Raw genomic sequence first — 18400 nt, 5'->3', positions numbered from 1 at the left:
ACGCCTCAGTTGACTCCGACGATGTCGACCACCACGACACGGGCCTGCTCACCCTGCTCCCGGTCGATGACCACCACCTGCGAGCCGACGGGCTTGCCCGTGAGCTCGGCGCGGAAGGTGTAGCCGGACTGCGCCACCTGCTCCTCCGTGCCGATGGCCTGCAGGCCCGAGTCCCAGGTGTTCAGTCCCTCGGTCCCGTCCCAGCCGACGCTGAGCACCTGCGCGATCACGTTGTCGTCCGCAGCGACCTCGGGGCCGGAGCCCTCGATCCGCACCGCCGACTCCGTCTCTGCCGGGGCGGCCTGCGGCGGCAGCACCACGCCCGGGCGGCCCTCGTCGTTGGTCACCACGGCCGGGTAGCCGTTGGGCAGGCCGCGCACGCGGCCCTGCGAGGCGAGGGGCGCGACCGTCACCGTGTCGAGCACGCCGACCACCGGAGCGGTGAGCGCGGCGCCGAGCTGCATGCCGAACTGGGCGCTCTCCTCGGGAGACATCGCGAGCACCACGCGGTCGCCGGGCGCGGTGCACCGCACCGCATCGCTCAGCGGGTTCGCGGCCTCCTCCGAGATGAGGAGGAACTCGGGCGACTGCGCGCTGTCCGCGAAGCCGGGGCTCGCGTAGAGCTGCTCGCCGCTCTCCGAATCGAAGAACGCCATGTTGACGCCGACGAGGGTGTTCGCGCCGGCGACCTCGTCGCGATCCTCAGCCCGCTCGACGAAGCTGCGCTGCGAGCCGAGGATATCGTGCTCCTCGGGCATCGTCACCTGCGGCGCGGTGCCGAAGGCTCCGGAAACGGCGACACCGTCGCTGAGCACCCCCGGGGAGAGGGGCGACACGCAATCCTCCGCGGGATTCTGCGCGGCGCAGCCGGTCACGCCGGCGAGAATCAGCGCCGCCGCTGCGGACGCGGGGACGAGTCGACGAAGCATATGCACCTCTCGCGGAAGCCTGTGTGAACCCGGCAATCCTATCGAATCCAGATGGGGGCGATGCGCCGGCTCACCCGGCGTCGCCGCCCTCCGTCTCGGCGCCGCGGTCACGGGCGAAGCCGCGCGCCTCGCGCACCTTCTTCCGCAGCACCTTGTCGCTCTTGCCGCGTTCGCCGACCGCCTCCGGCGTCCACACCCGGTCGGGATCCTCTCCCCCGAGGTCGGGCAGCCAGCTCGCCAGGTCCTCGTCCGTGAACTCCCCCTTCGAGGCGCGGCGCTTCAACTCGGGGAGCACCGTCCCGGGCGCCAGCCTGCGCGCCGTGATGAGGAAGCCGGTGTGGGCGACCATGCGGTGATCGGGGCGCACCGCGAGTCCCTCGACATGCCAGCCCCGCACCATGGTCTCGCTGGACTGCGGGTGCGTGAAGGAGCCGCTGCGGCGGATCTGCTCGGCGGTGCGCGAGAGCTGCGTCACGGTCGCGACGTAGCAGATGAGCACGCCGCCCGGCGCGAGCGCCTCCGCCGCGACGTCGACGCACTCCCACGGGGCGAGCATGTCGAGCACGACCCGGTCGACGGTGCCGGCAGGGCAGCTGGAGGGCAGGGTCTCCTGGAGATCGCCCACCGTCACCGACCAGTTCTCGGGAAGCGTGCCGGCGAAGGCGGCGACGTTGGCGCGCGCGACCTCGGCGAACTCCTCGCGCCGCTCGAAGGAGTGCAGACGCCCCTCGGGTCCGATCCCGCGCAGCAGGTGCAGCGACAGCGCGCCCGATCCGACCCCCGCCTCGACGACGCGCGCGCCGGGGAAGATGTCCGCGAGCGACAGGATCTGCGCCGCGTCCTTCGGATACACGATCGCCGCGCCGCGGGGCATCGACATCACGAAGTCGGACAGCAGCGGGCGCAGCGCGAGGTACTCCTCGCCGCTGCTGTTCTGCACGACCGAGGCGTCGGGCAGGCCCACCAGCTCGGAGTGCCGGATCATGCCCCGGTGGCTGTGGAACTCGCCGTCCGGCACGAGGGTGATCGTGTTCAGGCGTCCCTTGGGGCCGGTGAGCTGCACGCGGTCGCCGTAGCGGAGCGGGCCGCGCGCGGCGGGCGCGTGGGAGCCCGGAGCGGCGGACGCTGCCCCCGCGCCGGCGCGGAGCGCTGCGAAGCGCTCAGACAGCCGGCCGGCGTCGACGCCGGCGAGGCTCGGCCAGAGCTCGTGCGCGTCGGCCCGCGAGAGGTCGACGAGATTCGGCACGCCGATCGCGATCGCGCCCGAGGCGTGCGCCGAGGCGACCCCTGGGGCCGAGTCCTCGATCGCCAGGCAGTCCTCCACGGCAACGCCCAGCAGTTCGGCGCCCCGCCGGTAGGGCTCGGGGTGCGGCTTCTCGTGGGCCACCTCCTCGCCCGTGACGCTCGCGGCGAAGAGGCCCGGCGGCAGCAGTTCCAGCACGGCATCGGCGATCGGGCGCACCGACATGGTGACGAGTGCACTCGGGATCCCCGCCTCGCCGAGCGATTCCAGCAGCTCGATCGCCCCGGGACGCCAGTCGGGCCCCCGCTCGCGCAGCCCGGAGGTCACGCCCGCCACCCACTCGGCGATGATCTCGTCGACGCCGAGCGGGACCCCGAGCTCCTGGAACATCCGGGCGCCCGCGCGCAGACCCGAGCCGACCAGACGCTCGCGCAGCTCCGGGCTGAGCTCGATGCCGTAGCGGTCGAGCATCGCCAGCTCGGCCTGCAGCCACAGCGGCTCGGAGTCGATCAGGGTGCCGTCCATGTCCCACAGCACTGCGGCGGGGGCGGTTCGTAGCTGGGTCGCGCTCATCCAGACGAGTTTAGCTGGCGCCCATGAACCCGCGGTGCTCAGCCGCTATCCTGGAGCCCACCCCGCCCCGAACCGAGGAGCTCAGCTTCGTGACCGCACCCGCAGGCCAGCACCCCCGCGTACTCATCGCCGCCTTCCAGGGCTGGAGCGACGCCGGCGACGCGACGACGGAGGTGCTGCAGCACCTCGGCGAGCTGCTCGACACGGAGGTGCTGCACGTCATCGGCTCCGAGGGGTACGTCGACTTCCAGGTCCACCGGCCTCGTCTCGTCATCGATGAGGCGGGCCGGCGCACGCTCGAGTGGCCGGACACCCGGCTCTACGGGCGCATCGAGCGGCCGGGAGAGCCCGGCGCCGCCGCACGCGAGGATGCCGGGGACGAGGCGGCGACCCCGGAACCGGAGCGCGTGCACCGGATCGACGGCAGCCCCGTCACCGAGCTCTTCCTGCTCGCGGGCGTCGAGCCGGCCCGCGACTGGCAGAACTTCGCGGACGAGATCGTCGAGCTCGCCGATGTCTGGGCGATCGACCTCGTGATCCTGCTCGGCTCCATGTTCTCGGACGCGCCCCACTCCCGGCCTATCGTCACGACCATCACCTCCGAGAACCCGGAGCTGCGGGAACGCTGCGGCGCGGAGCGCAGCAGCTACGAGGGACCTGCCGGCATCTCGGCCGTCGTGGACCTCGCGCTCGCGGAGGCGGGGATCCCGTCGATCTCGCTCTGGGCGCAGGTCCCCCATTACGTGCACAGCACCCCGTCTCCGAAGGCGACGCTCGCGCTGCTCGACAAGCTCGAAGAACTGCTCGACGTGGTGATCCCGCGGGGGGAGCTGCTCGTGCAGGCCAACGAGTGGGAGGCGAACATCAACCGGATCGCCGCGGCCGACGAGGAGATGTCACGCTACATCCGCCGGCTCGAAGAGTCGCGCGACGAGGCGCTTGCGGCCGAGACGAGCGGCGACGCCCTCGCCCGGGAGTTCGAGAAGTTCCTGGAGGGCGGATCGACGGGCCCGGAGCCTGGCGAGCCGCGACCCCAGGACGGCACCGACGACGAGCAGCCCCGCTAGCCGGTCCGCGCCCCGCCCGCCGCTCAGGAGCGCAGCTCGACGCCCAGGAGTGCGAGCGCCGCGTCGGCGATGAGATCGGGGTCGTCGACCCCTCGGTCGAGCGCCGCGTCGAGGCTCGCCAGCATCACGGGGGTGTCGAGGTCGTTCGCCAGTGAGGAGCGCAGCTGCTGCAGCACCGCAAGCGCCGGAACCGGCTCCTCCCCGCGACGGCGCAATCCCTCGCGCCACGCCTCCAGCCGGCGATGCGCCACGTCGAGGTCGCTGTCGTGCCACTCCCACTCCGAGCGGTAGTGGTGCGCGAGCAGGCCGAGCCGGATCGCCGAGGGGTCGGCCGCCGGGGCGCCGCCGTGGGTGCCGTCGAGCAGTTTCGACACGAAGACGAGGTTGCCGCGCGACTTCGACATCTTGTGGCCCTGATAGGAGACGAGCCCCGCGTGGCTGTAGAGGTGCGCCAGCGGCGTGTCGGAGATCGCGGTGGCGTGCGCCGCCGTGTACTCGTGGTGCGGGAAGATCAGATCCGATCCCCCGCCCTGCACCGTGAACGCTCCCCCGAGCGCGCCCGTGGCGATCACCGAGCACTCGATGTGCCAGCCCGGGCGCCCCTCGCCCACGGTCGACTCCCAGCTGGGCTCGCCCGCACGGGCCGCCCGCCACAGCAGCGGATCGAGCGGGTTGCGCTTGCCGGGCCGCTCGGGATCGCCGCCGCGCTCGGCGCTCAGCCGCAGCATCAGCTCGCGGTCGTAGGGCGCCACATCTCCCAGCCGCCACTGCGAGGCGCGCTCGGCCGCGTCCGTGTCGAAGTACACGTCGTCGCCGGCCGCATCACCCGTGGGCACCCGGTAGGCGAGGCCCCGGTCGAGCAGCGCGCGCACCGCAGCGGCGATCTCGTCGATCTGCTCCGTGACCGCCACATAGTGCTCCGGCGGGATCATGCCCAAGCGGTGCATATCGGATCGGAACAGGCCGATCTGCTCCTCGGCGAGATCGCGCCAGTCCACGCCGGTCTCGCGCGCCCGCTCCAGCAGCGGGTCGTCGACATCGGTGATGTTCTGCGCGTACACGGTGTCGATGCCGGCGTCGCGCCAGGCGCGCTGCATGATGTCGAAGGCGAGATAGGTGAAGGCGTGGCCGAGATGCGTCGCATCGTACGGGGTGATGCCGCAGACGTAGAGCATCGCCCGCCCCTCGGGGAAGGCCGGGTGCTCCAGGCGGCCGCTCGAGGTGTTGTGCAGCTTGGGTGCCGGGCCCTCGCCGGGAAGCGCCGGGATCTCCGGAGGCGTCCAGGTTCTCACTGCGCCGCTCCCATCGCCGCCGCGTCGCTCACGCTGGTCCCAGCATCCGTGGCGAGCGAGGCACCGCTCTCAGGAGTGAGCACGCCCGTCGCGAGCAGCACCATGATCGCGATCCCGAGCAGCACCCGGTAGATCACGAACGGCATGAAGCTGCGCTTCGAGATGTAGCTCATGAAGAACTTGATCACCACGATCGCCACGAGGAAGGCCACCACCGAGGCGACGAGCGTCATCAGCATCGGCGCGCCGCCGCTCGGCTCGCGGACCTCCTTCACGAGCTGATAGAACCCCGAGCCGAACACGGCGGGAATCGCCAGCAGGAAGGCATAGCGTGCGGCGGCTTCCCGCCGGTACCCCATGAGCAGGCCCGCCGTGATCGTGCCGCCCGAGCGAGAGACGCCAGGGATCAGCGCCATCGCCTGCGCGAAGCCGAAGATCAGGCCGTGCTTCCACGTGAGCTGCTCCAGTGGCCGGGTCTTGCGCCCCGCCCAGTCGGCGATGCCGAGCAGGATCCCGAAGACGATCAGCGTCGCGGCCACGAACCAGAGCGAACGCAGGGTCGTCTCGATCTGGTCCTGGAACAGCAGCCCGAGCACCACGATGGGCAACGTGCCGAGGATGATCCACCACCCCAGCAGCACATCCGGGTCGCGTCGCGGCACCCGTCCGGTGAAGGATCCGAACCACGCACCGACGATGCGCACGATGTCGCGCCAGAAGAACACGACCACGGCCGCCTCCGTGCCGATCTGCGTGATCGCCGTGAAGGCGGCGCCCGCGTCGCCGATGCCCATCAGCTCGCTCGCGATCCGCAGATGCGCGCTCGACGAGATCGGCAGAAACTCGGTGAGCCCCTGGATGATGCCGAGGAGGATCGCCTCGAAGATTCCCATCGTTTCCTTTCCTGGCAGCGCGAAGCCACCGATTCGGGCCGCCGTCCAGGATAGCCCAGACCGGCCCTCAGTAGCTGCGCAGCAGATCGAGCAGGACGCCGTGCCCGAAGTCGAGCGCATCCAGCGGCACGCGCTCGTCCACCCCGTGGAACATGCCGGGGAAGTCGAGCTCGGCGGGCAGCCGCAGCGGGGCGAAACCGTAGCCCGAGATGCCGAGCGAGGACAGCGCCTTGTTGTCCGTGCCGCCCGACAGCAGATAGGGCAGCACGCGAGCCTCGGGGTCTGCGCGCCGCAGGCTGGCCGTCATCGCCTCGACCAGCTCGCCGGAGAAGGGAACCTCCAGTCCGATGTCGGAGTGCACGGACTCGATCTCGATGTCCGGTCCGACGATGCGCTGGATCTCGGCCAGCACCTCCTCCTGCCGTCCCGGCAGCGGCCGCACGTCCACCAGTGCCTCCGCGGTGTCGGGAATGACGTTGTGCTTGTAGCCCGCGCTGAGCACCGTCGGGTTGCTCGTCGTGCGCAGGCTCGCCTGGATGAAGCCGCCTCCCTTCCCGAGCCGGAGCACCAGCTCGTCGGGCGTCACCTCGCGGGGATCCTCGCCGAGGATCGTCGCGAGCTCGTCGATCAGCTCGCGCGTCGTGTCGCACAGCAGCAGCGGCCACTCGTGCCGGCCCAGGGCCGCGATCGCCTCCGCGAGCCGGGTGACCGCGTTGTCGTCCCACTGGCGGGAGCCATGCGCGGCGGTGCCGCGGGCCCGCAGGCGGATCCAGTCGAGCGCCTTCTCGCCCGTCTGCACGAGGTAGGCGCGCGTGCCCGCGACGTCGATCGAATACCCGCCGACCTCGCTGATCGCCGTCCGGGCCCCAGCGAACAGCTCGGGGTGATGCCGCACCAGGTAGTGCGAGCCGAAGACGCCACCGTTCTCCTCGTCGGCGAAGAAGGCGAGGATCACCTCCCGCCGCGGCAGCTCCCCCGCCCGCAGCAGCGCCGCGACCGCCGTCAGGATCATGGCGTCCATGTCCTTCATGTCGACCGCCCCCCGGCCCCACAGCATCCCGTCCTTCACGACGCCCGCGAAGGGGTCGACGCTCCAGTTCGCCGGGTCGGCGGGCACCACGTCGAGATGACCGTGCAGCACCAGCGCCGGTAGCGAGGGGTCCGCCCCGGGAACACGCGCGACGACGCTCGCGCGACCCGGCTGCGACTCGATGATGCGCGGATCGAGGCCGAGCTCGCGCAGATAGGCGGCGACGTACTCCGCTGCGGGGCGCTCGGGTTCCGCGTCGCCGCCGCCGCGGTTCGTGGTGTCGATGCGGATCAGATCGCGCGCGATCCGTGCCGTCTCGGAGAGCTGCGGCTCTGGCGCTGCGGTGCTGGCGTCTTCGCGGGTCTCGTGGCTCATGCTCCCAGCGTAGCCGCCGCCCCCGACATGGGCGCTGCGGCCGCGTTTCGCGGCGTCATCTCGGCGCGCGCGGCCACCCCGATCACGGAGCCGCCGCGACACGATACGCTCGCAGGGGCGCCGGCGTGCGGCGCGGTCGGGATCGACGGAGGTGACCACGGTGCGTGCCGCTCAGCCGCCCTACACGGGCTTTCTGCTCGCCATCGGATCGGCGGCGAGCTTCGCCCTCTCCGGTATCTTCGCGAGCTCGCTGATCTCGGCCGGATGGAGTGCGGGAGCCGCGGCCACCGCCCGCATCACGGTCGCCGCACTCGTGCTCGCGGTGCCGAGCCTCATGATGCTCCGGGGACAGTGGGGACTGGTGCGCCGCGCGTGGCGCTCACTGCTGCTCTTCGGCCTGCTCGCCGTCGCCGGGTGCCAGCTCGCGTTCTTCCTGGCCGTCGGCTTCATCGCCCCCAGTCTCGCGCTGCTCATCGAGTTCATGGGACCGGTGCTGCTGGTGCTGTGGGTGTGGGCGCGCAGCCGGCTCGCGCCCTCGCGCCTCACGCTCCTCGGCGCCGGCCTCGCCGTGGTCGGCCTCATCGCCGTGTCCGGGGCCGGCCTCGAGGGGGCACTGCACCCGCTGGGGGTGCTCTTCGCCCTCGTCGCGGCCGTCGGCAACGCCGCCTACTATGCGACCGGGGCCGCGAGCGACCACGGCATCCCGCCTTTGCCCTTCGTCGGCCTCGGGCTCGCGGTCGCCGCGATCGCGCTGGGCCTCGTCTCCGCGATCGGGATTCTCCCCTTCGCCGTCACGAGCACCGCCCCCGTCATCGCGGGCGCCGAACTCTCACCGCTGGCCGTGGTCGCGGGCATGGCGCTCATCTCCACCGTGCTCGCCTACGTCCTCGGCGTCTCCGCCTCTCGACGGCTGGGCGCCACCATGGCCAGCTTCACCGGCTATTCCGAGCCCCTGTTCGGGATCGTGTGGACGATACTGCTGCTGGCCATTCTCCCGACGGGCATGCAGTGGCTCGGAGCCGCCCTCATCATCGCGGGCGTCATCACCGTGCGCCTCGGCGAGCTGCCGCGCCGCAGTCTCAGTCGAACATGAAGGTGGAGGCGCAGGTGCCGAACGCGACCACGAACGCGGCGAAGAGCACGAGCGTCACCCAGGCCTTCGGCGGGACGCTCTCAGGCCCCTCATCGGCACCTTCCGCCCCGGGAGCAGCCTCGCTCCTCAGCACCTCGTCCGCACGTGCCGCGCCAGCGGCCTCCTGTTCGCTCACCATTCCTCCTCGATCCCGGTCCGCCACAGGGCTCACAGCGCCCCCGCGATCCGGCTGACGTCCGTCACCAGCGCCACAGCCAGGATCGCGAACACCACGGCCATGAACCAGGTGTACATCCACCGCGAGCGGTGATCGCTGATCCAGAAACGGCGCACGCTGTAGATGCCGTTCAGCACGGCGACCACGCAGAGCAGGATCCCGACCGGAGCCGCGAAGACCCCCGCCACGCCCAGGATCGGGACGAGGATCGGGATCGCGAGGTAACTGATGAGGCAGCGCACTCCGGACACGATCAGCGAGGTGCGGAACCCTCGGTGCGCCTCGCGCTGCACCTTCGCCGAACGGTCGACTTCGCTCACGCGCAGCAGACGGCGCATGAAACGGTCCGCCGCGGAGCGCTCCGCACCCGGGGCGGCCGCCGCGGCGTCTCCCGTCACGCCGGTCGACGCATCCTGGGCGAGGGGGGCCTCACGCTCGGCGGGAGGCGCGCTCGCACTGTTCATCGTTGCTCCTCGATCGCTTCGGGGACGGGCCGGCCGGGCCGCGCTCGTCCATACACCCTATCAACCCCACATCGGATGTGGCCCGGCGCCTCAGGACTGGCAGCCCGCGCACCAATACAGCTTGCGGGCGCCGAACTCCTCGAGCAGGATGTTCGCCCCGCAGCGCTTGCACGGCGTACCCTCCAGCTTGTACACCCAGTGCCGCTCGTCCCGTTCGGCGAGCGCGCGGCGATAGTCCTCGCCCTCCAGCCCGTCGATCGTGATCATCTGCCCGACCGTGATCCCGATCTCCAGCAGATGAGCCCAGTCGTCCCACAGCGCTTCGAGCACCGTGCGGTCGAGCGTGTTCGCGGGAGTGTGCGGATCGAGGCCCGCGCGGAAGAGCAGCTCCGCGCGGTAGACGTTGCCGATCCCCGCGATCACCGACTGGTCCATGAGCACCAGCCCGATGGGGGTGCGCTTCTTGCGGGCGCGCTCCACGAAACGGTCGCGCTCAGCGGGAGTGTTCGCGTTCGCGGGATCCGGTCCGAGCCGCTGGACCACGGCGTCGACCTCCCCGGGGCTCAGCACCTCGCAGGCCGTCGGCCCGCGCAGATCGGCGCACACCCGCTCGTTCAGCAGGCGCACCCGCACCTGCCCGACCGGGTCAGGGGGAAAGGCGCTCGCGACCTCCCCCGCGCGGTCGTGCTCCGCCATCTGCACGCGCTGCAGACGCGCACGGCGCGGCGCGCCGATCGACGCCACCGAGTCCTCGCCTTCCTCGTCGACCACCCCCGCCATGCCGGTCTGCCCCAGCCGACCGCGCCCGAACTTGCTCGCGTGGATCTGGATCGCAGGATCCACGCGCACATCGCCCGCGAAATCCCACGCGCCGTAGATGCCCAGGTGGACCCGCAGCCAGCGCTCCCCCGCGAACTCCAGGAACATCTGCTTGCCCACGGCGCGCGCGTCCGTCATCTCACGCCCGCTCAGCAGTTCAGCGCCCTGCGCGAAACGGCCCTGCGGGCTCGTGACCTCCGGCGAGGTCCCCACGAAGTTGACGGAGAACTGACGGGCGATGCGATGGACGGAGTGACCCTCGGGCATTGCGGTGCGCGATCCCTACAGCTCGTCGATCTGCTTGCCCGCGATGGCACCCGTTCGCTCGTACTCGCCGAGCTGCGAGATACGGCGGACGTGCCGCTCGTCACCGGGGAAGGGCGTCGCGATGAACAGGTCGATGAACCGGATCGCATCCTCCACGGGGTGCTGACGCGCGCCGATGGAGATCACGTTCGCGTTGTTGTGCTCCCGGGCGAGCGTCGCCGTCGACTCGTTCCAGACCAGGGCGGCCCGGATCCCCTGCACCTTGTTCGCGGACATCTGCTCGCCGTTGCCGGAGCCCCCGAACACCACGCCCAGCGCCTCGACCCCGTCCCGCTCGTCGCGGGCGACCCCGATCGCGGCGTTGATGCAGAAGGAGGGGTAGTCGTCGAGCGCGTCGTATTCAGCGGGCCCGTGGTCGACGACCTCGTGTCCCTGCTCGCTCAAATGCTGCTGCAGTCGGTGGCTGAATTCGAGTCCGGCATGGTCCGTGGCGAGGTGAATGCGCATGCGCAACAGGATACCGGGACCGGGGGCCCCGCCTGCGCGCCAGGCCCTCCGTGCGGCGCCCCCGAGCCGGATCAGAGGATCCCCGGAGGAGGCGTGCGCCGAATGGAGACGCCTAGAACTGCGGGCCCCGGGTCCGGCCGCGCTTCAGCTCGTAGAAACCGGGCACGCTCGCAGCGGCCGCGATGCCGTCCCACAGGCGCAGCGCCTGCTCCCCCGTGGGCGCCGGGGTGACCACCGGGCCGAAGAACGACACACCGTCGATCGAGATGATCGGCACCCCCACATCGGGCCCCGCGATCTCCATCGCGTGATCCGTGTTCGCGCGCAGCGCGTCGTCGTGCTCTTCGGCGTCCGCCGCGGCCGCCAGCTCGGCGGGAAGGCCGATCTCGGCGAGCGCCTCGGCGATGATCCCGTCGGTGTCGGAGCGCCCGCCGGGGTGGATCCGCTCCCCCAGCGCCGTGTACAGCTCGCCGACCTTCGCCCCGCCGTGCGCGTCACGCACCGCGATCGCCACGCGGCCCATCCGCTTGCCCTGGAAGTGCGCTTCGCCGTACGCGCCGTGATCCTGCCCCTCGTTCAGGATCGCCAGGCTGATGGGGCGCCAGTCGATCTCGAAGCCGCGCACCGCGGACACCTCGGCAGCCCAGCGGCTCGTCATCCAGCACCACGGGCAGATGGGGTCGAAGTAGAACTCGACGGACGGTGACTGCGGCGCGCTTTCCTGGCTCATGCGCCCATGATAGCGACCCCGCCCCGGCACGTGAAGCGCCCCCCAGCGCACGCGCACAGCCCCCGGGCATAGGCTTGATCCCGTACCCATCGCCGCGGCCTCACGAGGGCCGCGCGCCGTCATCGATTCCCAGCCGAGGAGCACCAGTGCCAGGAACCAACCTCACCCGCGAAGAGGCCCGCGAGCGCGCGAGCATCGTCTCCACCGAGCGCTACGAGGTCGCGCTCGACCTCACCCAGGGCCCCGAGACCTTCGCCGCGGAGACGACGATCCACTTCTCCGCGCAGCCCGGTGCCGCCACCTTCGTCGACCTCATCGCCGACTCGGTCGAGCGCATCGAACTCAATGGCGAGTCCCTCGACCCGGCCGGGCTCTTCGCCGACTCCCGCGTGCAGCTCCCCGGCCTCGCGGCCGAGAACACGGTGAGGATCGTCTCCACGCAGCGGTACACCAACACCGGCGAGGGCCTGCACCGCTTCGTCGACCCCGCCGACGGCGAGGTCTACCTCTACTCGCAGTTCGAGGTGCCGGACTCGCGCCGCATGTTCGCCGTCTTCGAGCAGCCCGATCTGAAGGCCACCTTCCAGTTCACCGTCACCGCGCCCGCCCGCTGGCAGATCGTCAGCAACCAGCCCACGCCCGCGCCGGTCCCGGCCGGCCGCAAGGCGGGCGCCCAGGGCACGGACTGGACCGAGCAGGACATCGCGACGTGGACCTTCGAGCCCACTCCCGTCATGTCGAGCTACATCACCGCGCTCATCGCCGGCCCCTACTCGGTCGTGCGCTCCGAGCTGATCAGCCGTGACGGGCGCACGATCCCGCTCGGAGTGTTCTGCCGTGCATCCCTCTCCGAGTACCTCGACGCCGACTACATCTTCGAGAAGACCCGCGAGGGCTTCGCATTCTTCGAGGAGCAGTTCGACTACCCGTACCCCTTCGACAAGTACGACCAGCTCTTCGTGCCCGAGTACAACATGGGCGCGATGGAGAACGCGGGCGCCATCACCTTCACGGAGGCGTACGTGTTCCGCAGCCAGGTCACCGACGCCATGCGCGAGCGCCGCGTCGTCACGATCCTGCACGAACTCGCGCACATGTGGTTCGGCGACCTCGTGACCATGCGCTGGTGGAACGATCTGTGGCTCAACGAGTCCTTCGCGGAGTACATGTCGACGCTCGGCGTCGCGGAGGCCACCGAGTGGACCGAGTGCTGGACCACCTTCGTCGCCTCCGAGAAGTCGTGGGCCTACCGGCAGGATCAGCTCCCCTCCACCCACCCCATCGTCGCCCCCATCCGCGACCTCGAGGACGTGCTCGTCAACTTCGACGGCATCACCTACGCCAAGGGCGCCTCCGTGCTCAAGCAGCTCGTCGCCTGGGTGGGCCGTGAGCCCTTCATGCGCGGCGTCCACGACTACTTCGTGAAGCACCACCACGGCAACACCGAGCTCGGTGACCTGCTCGCGGAGCTCGAAGCGCACAGCGGCCGCAACCTCGCCGAGTGGTCGAAGCTGTGGCTCGAGACCGCCGGCGTCAACACGCTGCGCCCCGTCTTCGAGATCGACGCGGAGGGCCGCTACACGAGCTTCGCCATCGAGCAGACCGCCGCCCCCGACTACCCGACGCTGCGCCCCCACCGCATCGGCGTCGGCCTCTACGCGGCGAGCGAGGAGGGCGTGCGCCGCGTGCACCGCATCGAACTCGACGTGGACGGCGCACGCACCGAGGTTCCCGAGCTGGTGGGAACCGCACAGCCGGATCTGCTGCTGCTCAACGACGACGACCTGAGCTACGCCAAGATCCGGCTCGACGAGCGCTCGCTGGCCACCGCCGCCGAGCGGCTCGGGGACGTCGAGGACTCCCTCGCCCGCGCACTGCTCTGGGGCACACTCTGGGATGCCACCCGCGACGCCGAGCTTCCCGCGTCCCGCTTCGTCGACATCGTGCTCTCGCACATCGCCGCCGAGGACGCATCCACCACGCTGCGCACCCTGCTCGGGCAGCTGCTGCTCGCCGCATCCAGTTACGTCGACCCCTCGCGCCGCGCTGAGACCCTCGAACGGGTGGGCGACGCGCTGTGGCGTCTGGCGGTCGACGCGGAGCCCGGCTCGGACCGCCAGTTCCAGTTCGTGAAGTCGTTCGCGCAGCTCGCGGCAAGCGAAGACCAGCTCGATACCGTGCAGGGGCTGTTCGACGGCTCCCTGCCCCTCGACGGCCTCGACATCGACACGGACCTCGGCTGGGAGCTGCTCATCGCGCTCGCCGCCGGGGGCCGGGCGGGCGAAGAGCAGATCGAGAGCCGGCTCGCCGAGGACCGCACCGCCACAGGCAACCAGTCCGCCGCGCACGCCCGCGCGGCACTGCCCACCGCCGAGGACAAGGCCCGCGCCTGGGCCTCCGTCTTCGAAGAGAGCGACAAGCCCAATGCGATCGTGCGCGCCACCGGTCTCGGATTCGGCCGCGCCCACGACCGCGGCCTGCTCGAACCCTACGTGGAGCGCTTCTTCGAGGCGCTGCTTCCCGTGTGGGAGTCGCGCAGCTACGCCATCGCCGAGGAGCTGATCGAGGGCTTCTACCCTGCCGAGCTCGCCGACCAGCGACTCGCGGACGCGACCCGCGCCTGGCTCGACGCGCACGCCGACGCTCCCGCCGCCCCGCGCCGCATGGTTACCGAGCACCTCGCCGGCGTCGAGCGCGCCCTGCGCGCACAGCAGGCCGATCGGGAGGCCTGAGTGGAGGACGTCGAGGAGGTGGGGGCCACCGTGTGGCAGTCGATCGGCGACTTCCTCACGACGTATCAGCGCCCGCTGCTCATCGTGCTCATCGTCGTACTGGCGGTGCTCATCAACTGGCTGCTCCGGCGCCTGCTCATGCGCACCGTCACCAGGATCGTGAGCGGCGTCAAGCGTGCCCAGAACGTCGACACCACCTCCGAGATGCAGGCGGCCCCCTACGTGAACGCGCGCGCCGTGCAGCGCACCCGCACGCTGGGGGCCGTCGGCAGGCACATCATCAGCTGGACGGTCGTGGTCGTCGCGCTGATCCTCGTCCTCGGCCAGCTCGGCGTGAACCTCGGGGCGCTGCTCACCTCCGCCGGCATCGTGGCCGCAGGCCTCGCCTTCGGCGCCCAGAACGTCGTGAAGGACATCCTCAACGGCATCTTCATGGTGTTCGAGGACCAGCTGGGGGTGGGTGACTGGGTGACCGTCGGCGAGATCAGCGGAACGGTCGAGGACGTGGGGATCCGCGTCACGCAGGTGCGCGGCATCGACGGCACGCTCTGGTTCGTGCGCAACGGCGAGATCCTCACCCTCGGTAACGCCTCACAGGGCTGGGGTCGCGCGCTCATCGACATCACGGTGGAGGCGGACGCGGACCTCGACGAGGTGGAGCGGGTCGCGCTTGCCTCCGCCCGCTCACTCATGGAGCGCCCCGAGACCGCCCGCAAGATCATGGGCGCCCCCGAGGTGTGGGGCGTGGAGAGCGCCTTTGGCGACCGTGTCACCATGCGGCTCGCCATGCGCACGCGTCCCGAGGCCCAGTGGGCGGTTCAGCGCGCGCTGCGCCCCGTCTTGGTCCGCAACTTCGCCGAGGCGGGCATTCAGCTCGCCACCGAGCTGCCCCATTTCCCGGGAGGCAACAAGTGAACGAAACCCGCAGGCAAGGCGGTCAGCACGAGGCCGGAGCGCACCGGTTCCCGGGGGCCGCGCACCCGGGCGGCGGTCCCTCGGCTCCGAGGCAGGCGCATACCGGCATCCAGGCGCCCGCCGCGAACCCGCAACCGCGCCTCACCCTCCGCTCCGGCGAGCGCGGAGACGCCGTCACCGACACCGTGTGGGCGCAGCTGGGCGGCACGGAGACCTTCGAGCGGCTGGTGCGCGCCTTCTACCGCCGGGTGCGCGAAGACGAGGTGCTCGCGTCGATGTATCCCGAGGCGGACTGGGAGGGCGCGATCTGGCGGCTGCGCACCTTCTTCGAGCAGTACTGGGGCGGCCCGACGACATACTCCGAGCAGCGCGGCCACCCCCGGCTGCGCATGCGGCACGCCCCTTTCCCGGTGACGCCCGAGGCGAAGGAGCACTGGCTCGCCCACATGCACGCCGCCCTCGACGAGGTCGAACTGCCGCCCATGCACGACGCCGCTTTCCGCGACTACATCGAGCGCGCCGCCCTCGCCATGGTCAACCGCTTCGAGTAGCCGCGGGCGGCCCTCCGTAGCCGCCGTCCCGCGAACGCATCCCGCGTCCGGTCCGTCCCGCCCGCCTCCCAGCCGGGCGCTGCGCGATCGTAGACTGGTGGGCATGACGCTGCACCTCACCGACGATGCCGAAGCCGATGCGCTGCTGACGGAGAACCCGCTCGCGCTGCTCATCGGGATGCTGCTCGACCAGCAGATTGCGATGGAGGTGGCCTTCACCGGGCCGCTGAAGATCGCGCAGCGGGTGGGCGCGGTCGATGCGCGCACCATCGCGGAGACCGACGCCGACGACTTCGCTGCCGCCTTCAAGCAGACGCCCGCCGTGCACCGCTTCCCCGGCTCGATGGCCGAGCGTGTGCAGACGCTCTGCCGCGCGCTGCTCGATGACTGGGGCGGCGACGCCGCAGCGATCTGGACCGAGGGATCGCCCGACGGCCCCACGGTGCTGAAGCGCCTCAAGAAGCTCCCCGGCTTCGGGGAGCAGAAGGCGAAGATCTTCCTCGCGCTGCTCGGCAAGCAGTGCGGTTTCACCGGCGAGGGATGGCGTGAGGCCTCGGCCCCCTACGGCGAGGAGGGCTCCTTCCGCAGCGTCGCCGACATCACCTCCCCCGAGTCCCTGCTCAAGGTCCGCGAGACCAAGCGCGCCGCGAAGGCGGCCGCCAAGAAGAGCTGAGCCGGAATCGGCATAGTACGCTTGACGCGTCGCCTCCGTAGCTCAGTGGATAGAGCAACGGCCTTCTAATCCGTCGGTCGCAGGTTCGAATCCTGCCGGGGGCACTCGCTCCGCTCCGCGCTCAACGAATCCTCCAGGAGAGACCGACCGTCGACGATCCCGAGGAGGCCAGGAACCATGAAGCGATCCCGGGTGCATATCCTTGGGGCAAGCGGGACCGGGACGACCAGCCTCGCGCGGGCGCTCGCCGATGCCTGGTCGACGCCCCACGCGGACGCCGACGACTACTTCTGGCTTCCCACGGACCCGCCATACACCCGCAAGCGTCCCGAAGCAGAGCGGATCGCGCTCATGCGTCAGCTGTTCGTCCCGCGGGAGGCCTGGGTCCTCTCCGGGTCGATGCTCGGCTGGGGCGAGAGCATCGTCCAAGAGTGCGATGCGGTGGTCTTTCTCACGCTCGACCCCGCGGAGCGGCTCCGCCGACTTGAAGCGCGGGAACTGCGCCGACGGGCGGATGCCGCCTACGATCGCAACGCCTGGGAGACCTTCATGGAGTGGGCGCGGGGGTACGACGACCCAGAATTCATCGGCCGCAGCCGTGCCGCGCACGAGCAGTGGCTCGCTCGGCTCGAACAGCCTGTGCTCAGACTGGACAGCAGCGACTCACCGGCAGAACTCCTCGACCGCGTCCTCAGCTGGGATGGGCACGGACCGGAGTAGCCACGAGCCGGCCAGGCCGGGGCGTGATCGGCCGCCGAAGTGGCGGGCGGGGTCATCGCTCCCTCCGGCCGCGGCCCCGCCCCCTGCGGCGAGCGCGGGCATCTCGCGGCGCCGCGGCGATCCGTGTCCGAAGTGCGCGCAGGTCCCGGCTGAGTCCCACCCCGATGATGATCCCGATCGCGGCTCATCAGTCCCGGCGCGAGGAGCCGCAGCACGCTCTCGCCGACGTGAGGCTGCGCGAACTTCACGATCAGCACCGTCATCGCGAACGCGGTGAACACGTGGCGCTCTGCGCAGCCTCCCCCGTGCCCGGCACGTCCCTCAGCCCCTGCTATCCGCCGGGGGCGGAATGGGGGCGAAGCTCGCTTCGCCTCCGCGCTCGATGACGCCGATCGTGCCCGCGGGTACCTCCTCCCAGGTGCGCCGGCTCCAGTGCAGCTCCAGCGGCTCCGAGACGATCAGGTGGGCGTCGTCCGCGAGGCGATCGTCGAGGCCGTCCACGGTGCGCAGCTCGGCCCCGCCGCGGGAGGTGAACAGCGAGGGGGCGACGGCGCCGGAAGCCCCGGGGCTCAGCCACCGCAGCACGACGAGCCGCGTCCCGTCCGAGGCGCACATCGTCGCCCGGAAGGGTTCGGCGACGCCGAGCTCGCTCCGGGCCCGCTCCACCCGGTGCACCATGCGGGTGAGCGCCGCGACCGGATCGCCGGCGAGCCCGTAGCTGAGCGCGAGGAAGAAGCACACCTCGGTGTCGCCGTTGCCCTGGATGTACGGGTAGAGCTCCGGATCCACCTCCATCGTGAGCTCTCGTTTCAGACGCGAGAAGCCGCCGACCTCGCCGTTGTGCTGGAACATCCAGCCGCCATGCACGAAGGGGTGGCAGTTCTGCTCGGAAATCGTGCCTCCGGGCGCGGCACGCACGTGTGCGAGGAAGCAGTCCGACTCGATCTGGGATGCCAGATGCCGCAGGTTCTGGCTGTCCCACGCCGGGGTGGTCTGCCGGTACTGCCCCAGCGTCCCGTTCCTGCCGTGCCAGGCCAGGCCGAAACCGTCGCCGTTCGTGGGGAAGGCGCGGTCCCGGAACTGGGAGGCCATCGGATTGCCGGGAAGGAACAGATCCCGCGCCAGCAGGCTCTGGTCGATGAGGGAGTGATCGGGCCGCACGACGACATCCTCGATCGGAATCGCCGGGCCGAGATACGCGAGCCACCTGCACATGGGCCACCCTGCCAATCCGGGCGCACGCTCTGGCCCGCCCCCTCGGGAATCGCGTCCGCCAGCGGCGGCGCCACGCCCCGGCGGCCACCGAAGCC

18 protein-coding genes, 1 tRNA gene and 1 pseudogene are annotated in these 18400 nt (G+C 71.0%); 8 read left to right on the top strand and 12 right to left on the bottom strand.

Annotated elements, in window-relative coordinates; all coding sequences use genetic code 11:
• Positions 1 to 5 precede the first annotated feature (5 nt).
• The 3 genes and pseudogenes from B4915_RS02575 to B4915_RS14850 all read right to left on the bottom strand — a co-directional run.
• Positions 6 to 836, bottom strand: coding sequence for a peptidylprolyl isomerase (locus B4915_RS02575; protein ID WP_245907309.1), 831 nt, complete (start codon positions 834 to 836; stop codon positions 6 to 8).
• A 163-nt stretch (positions 837 to 999) separates the two neighbouring features.
• Entirely contained in the window at positions 1000 to 2097 is a 1098-nt protein-coding gene (locus B4915_RS14855) for a tRNA (adenine-N1)-methyltransferase (RefSeq protein WP_425436305.1), read from the bottom strand.
• Positions 2098 to 2184: 87 nt separating this feature from the next.
• Positions 2185 to 2745, bottom strand: a pseudogene (locus B4915_RS14850) (HAD family hydrolase); the annotation flags it as partial.
• A gap of 89 nt (positions 2746 to 2834) precedes the next feature.
• Between B4915_RS14850 and B4915_RS02565 the strand changes: the two are divergent.
• Entirely contained in the window at positions 2835 to 3812 is a 978-nt protein-coding gene (locus B4915_RS02565; RefSeq protein ID WP_245907308.1) for a proteasome assembly chaperone family protein, read from the top strand.
• A 23-nt stretch (positions 3813 to 3835) separates the two neighbouring features.
• Here the strand turns inward: B4915_RS02565 and mshC are convergent, their stop codons facing one another.
• The 3 genes from mshC to B4915_RS02550 all read right to left on the bottom strand — a co-directional run bounded on the left by mshC (position 3836) and on the right by B4915_RS02550 (position 7402).
• Complete coding sequence (mshC, locus tag B4915_RS02560; protein WP_105804283.1) at positions 3836 to 5104, bottom strand: cysteine--1-D-myo-inosityl 2-amino-2-deoxy-alpha-D-glucopyranoside ligase; 1269 nt, start codon at positions 5102 to 5104, stop codon at positions 3836 to 3838.
• On the bottom strand, positions 5101 to 5997 hold the full coding sequence (locus B4915_RS02555) for an undecaprenyl-diphosphate phosphatase (protein ID WP_105804282.1): 897 nt from the start codon (positions 5995 to 5997) through the stop codon (positions 5101 to 5103). The genes mshC and B4915_RS02555 overlap by 4 nt, the downstream gene beginning before the upstream one ends.
• A gap of 67 nt (positions 5998 to 6064) precedes the next feature.
• On the bottom strand, positions 6065 to 7402 hold the full coding sequence (locus tag B4915_RS02550; protein ID WP_105804576.1) for a M20/M25/M40 family metallo-hydrolase: 1338 nt from the start codon (positions 7400 to 7402) through the stop codon (positions 6065 to 6067).
• Between the two features lie 151 nt (positions 7403 to 7553).
• Between B4915_RS02550 and B4915_RS02545 the strand changes: the two genes are divergently transcribed.
• Positions 7554 to 8495 (top strand): EamA family transporter, encoded by a 942-nt coding sequence (locus B4915_RS02545; protein ID WP_245907307.1) that lies wholly within the window; start codon positions 7554 to 7556, stop codon positions 8493 to 8495.
• Here B4915_RS02545 and B4915_RS02540 read toward each other — a convergent pair.
• The 5 genes from B4915_RS02540 to B4915_RS02520 form a co-directional block, all read right to left on the bottom strand.
• A complete protein-coding gene (locus tag B4915_RS02540; RefSeq protein WP_146120011.1) occupies positions 8482 to 8670 on the bottom strand; it encodes a hypothetical protein in 189 nt (62 codons plus the stop codon). The two genes, B4915_RS02545 and B4915_RS02540, sit on opposite strands and share 14 nt — an antisense overlap.
• Before the next feature lie 32 nt (positions 8671 to 8702).
• A complete protein-coding gene (locus B4915_RS02535) occupies positions 8703 to 9176 on the bottom strand; it encodes a hypothetical protein (RefSeq protein ID WP_245907306.1) in 474 nt (157 codons plus the stop codon).
• Positions 9177 to 9266: 90 nt separating this feature from the next.
• Positions 9267 to 10262 (bottom strand): Fpg/Nei family DNA glycosylase, encoded by a 996-nt coding sequence (locus tag B4915_RS02530; protein ID WP_105804280.1) that lies wholly within the window; start codon positions 10260 to 10262, stop codon positions 9267 to 9269.
• A 15-nt stretch (positions 10263 to 10277) separates the two neighbouring features.
• Positions 10278 to 10769 carry a ribose-5-phosphate isomerase gene (locus B4915_RS02525; protein ID WP_105804279.1) on the bottom strand — a complete coding sequence of 164 codons (492 nt, stop codon included), beginning with the start codon at positions 10767 to 10769 and terminating at the stop codon, positions 10278 to 10280.
• 112 nt (positions 10770 to 10881) lie between these two features.
• The gene (locus tag B4915_RS02520; RefSeq protein WP_105804278.1) at positions 10882 to 11499 is read right to left on the bottom strand and encodes a DsbA family protein; all 618 of its coding nucleotides are present in this window, start codon (positions 11497 to 11499) and stop codon (positions 10882 to 10884) included.
• A gap of 146 nt (positions 11500 to 11645) precedes the next feature.
• Between B4915_RS02520 and pepN the strand changes: the two genes are divergently transcribed.
• The 6 genes from pepN (at position 11646) to B4915_RS02490 (ending at position 17090) form a co-directional block, all read left to right on the top strand.
• Positions 11646 to 14231, top strand: coding sequence for an aminopeptidase N (pepN, locus tag B4915_RS02515; protein WP_105804277.1), 2586 nt, complete (start codon positions 11646 to 11648; stop codon positions 14229 to 14231).
• Positions 14232 to 15146, top strand: a complete 915-nt coding sequence (locus tag B4915_RS02510) for a mechanosensitive ion channel family protein (RefSeq protein WP_245907305.1) — start codon at positions 14232 to 14234, stop codon at positions 15144 to 15146. It begins immediately after the preceding gene.
• A gap of 185 nt (positions 15147 to 15331) precedes the next feature.
• Complete coding sequence (locus B4915_RS02505) at positions 15332 to 15697, top strand: globin (protein WP_105804572.1); 366 nt, start codon at positions 15332 to 15334, stop codon at positions 15695 to 15697.
• A 103-nt stretch (positions 15698 to 15800) separates the two neighbouring features.
• Positions 15801 to 16370 (top strand): HhH-GPD-type base excision DNA repair protein, encoded by a 570-nt coding sequence (locus B4915_RS02500; protein ID WP_105804276.1) that lies wholly within the window; start codon positions 15801 to 15803, stop codon positions 16368 to 16370.
• A gap of 31 nt (positions 16371 to 16401) precedes the next feature.
• Positions 16402 to 16474, top strand: a tRNA-Arg gene (locus B4915_RS02495).
• 73 nt (positions 16475 to 16547) lie between these two features.
• Positions 16548 to 17090 carry a P-loop NTPase family protein gene (locus B4915_RS02490; RefSeq protein WP_105804275.1) on the top strand — a complete coding sequence of 181 codons (543 nt, stop codon included), beginning with the start codon at positions 16548 to 16550 and terminating at the stop codon, positions 17088 to 17090.
• Positions 17091 to 17411: 321 nt separating this feature from the next.
• Here B4915_RS02490 and B4915_RS02485 read toward each other — a convergent pair whose 3' ends face one another.
• A complete protein-coding gene (locus B4915_RS02485) occupies positions 17412 to 18305 on the bottom strand; it encodes a class II glutamine amidotransferase (RefSeq protein ID WP_105804274.1) in 894 nt (297 codons plus the stop codon).
• Positions 18306 to 18400 lie beyond the last annotated feature (95 nt).

The organism is Leucobacter massiliensis (genome assembly GCF_002982315.1).
In the GTDB taxonomy this organism is placed as follows: domain Bacteria; phylum Actinomycetota; class Actinomycetes; order Actinomycetales; family Microbacteriaceae; genus Leucobacter; species Leucobacter massiliensis.
Note: the sequence above shows the minus strand (reverse complement) of the source record. Positions and strands in the feature narration are given on the sequence as shown.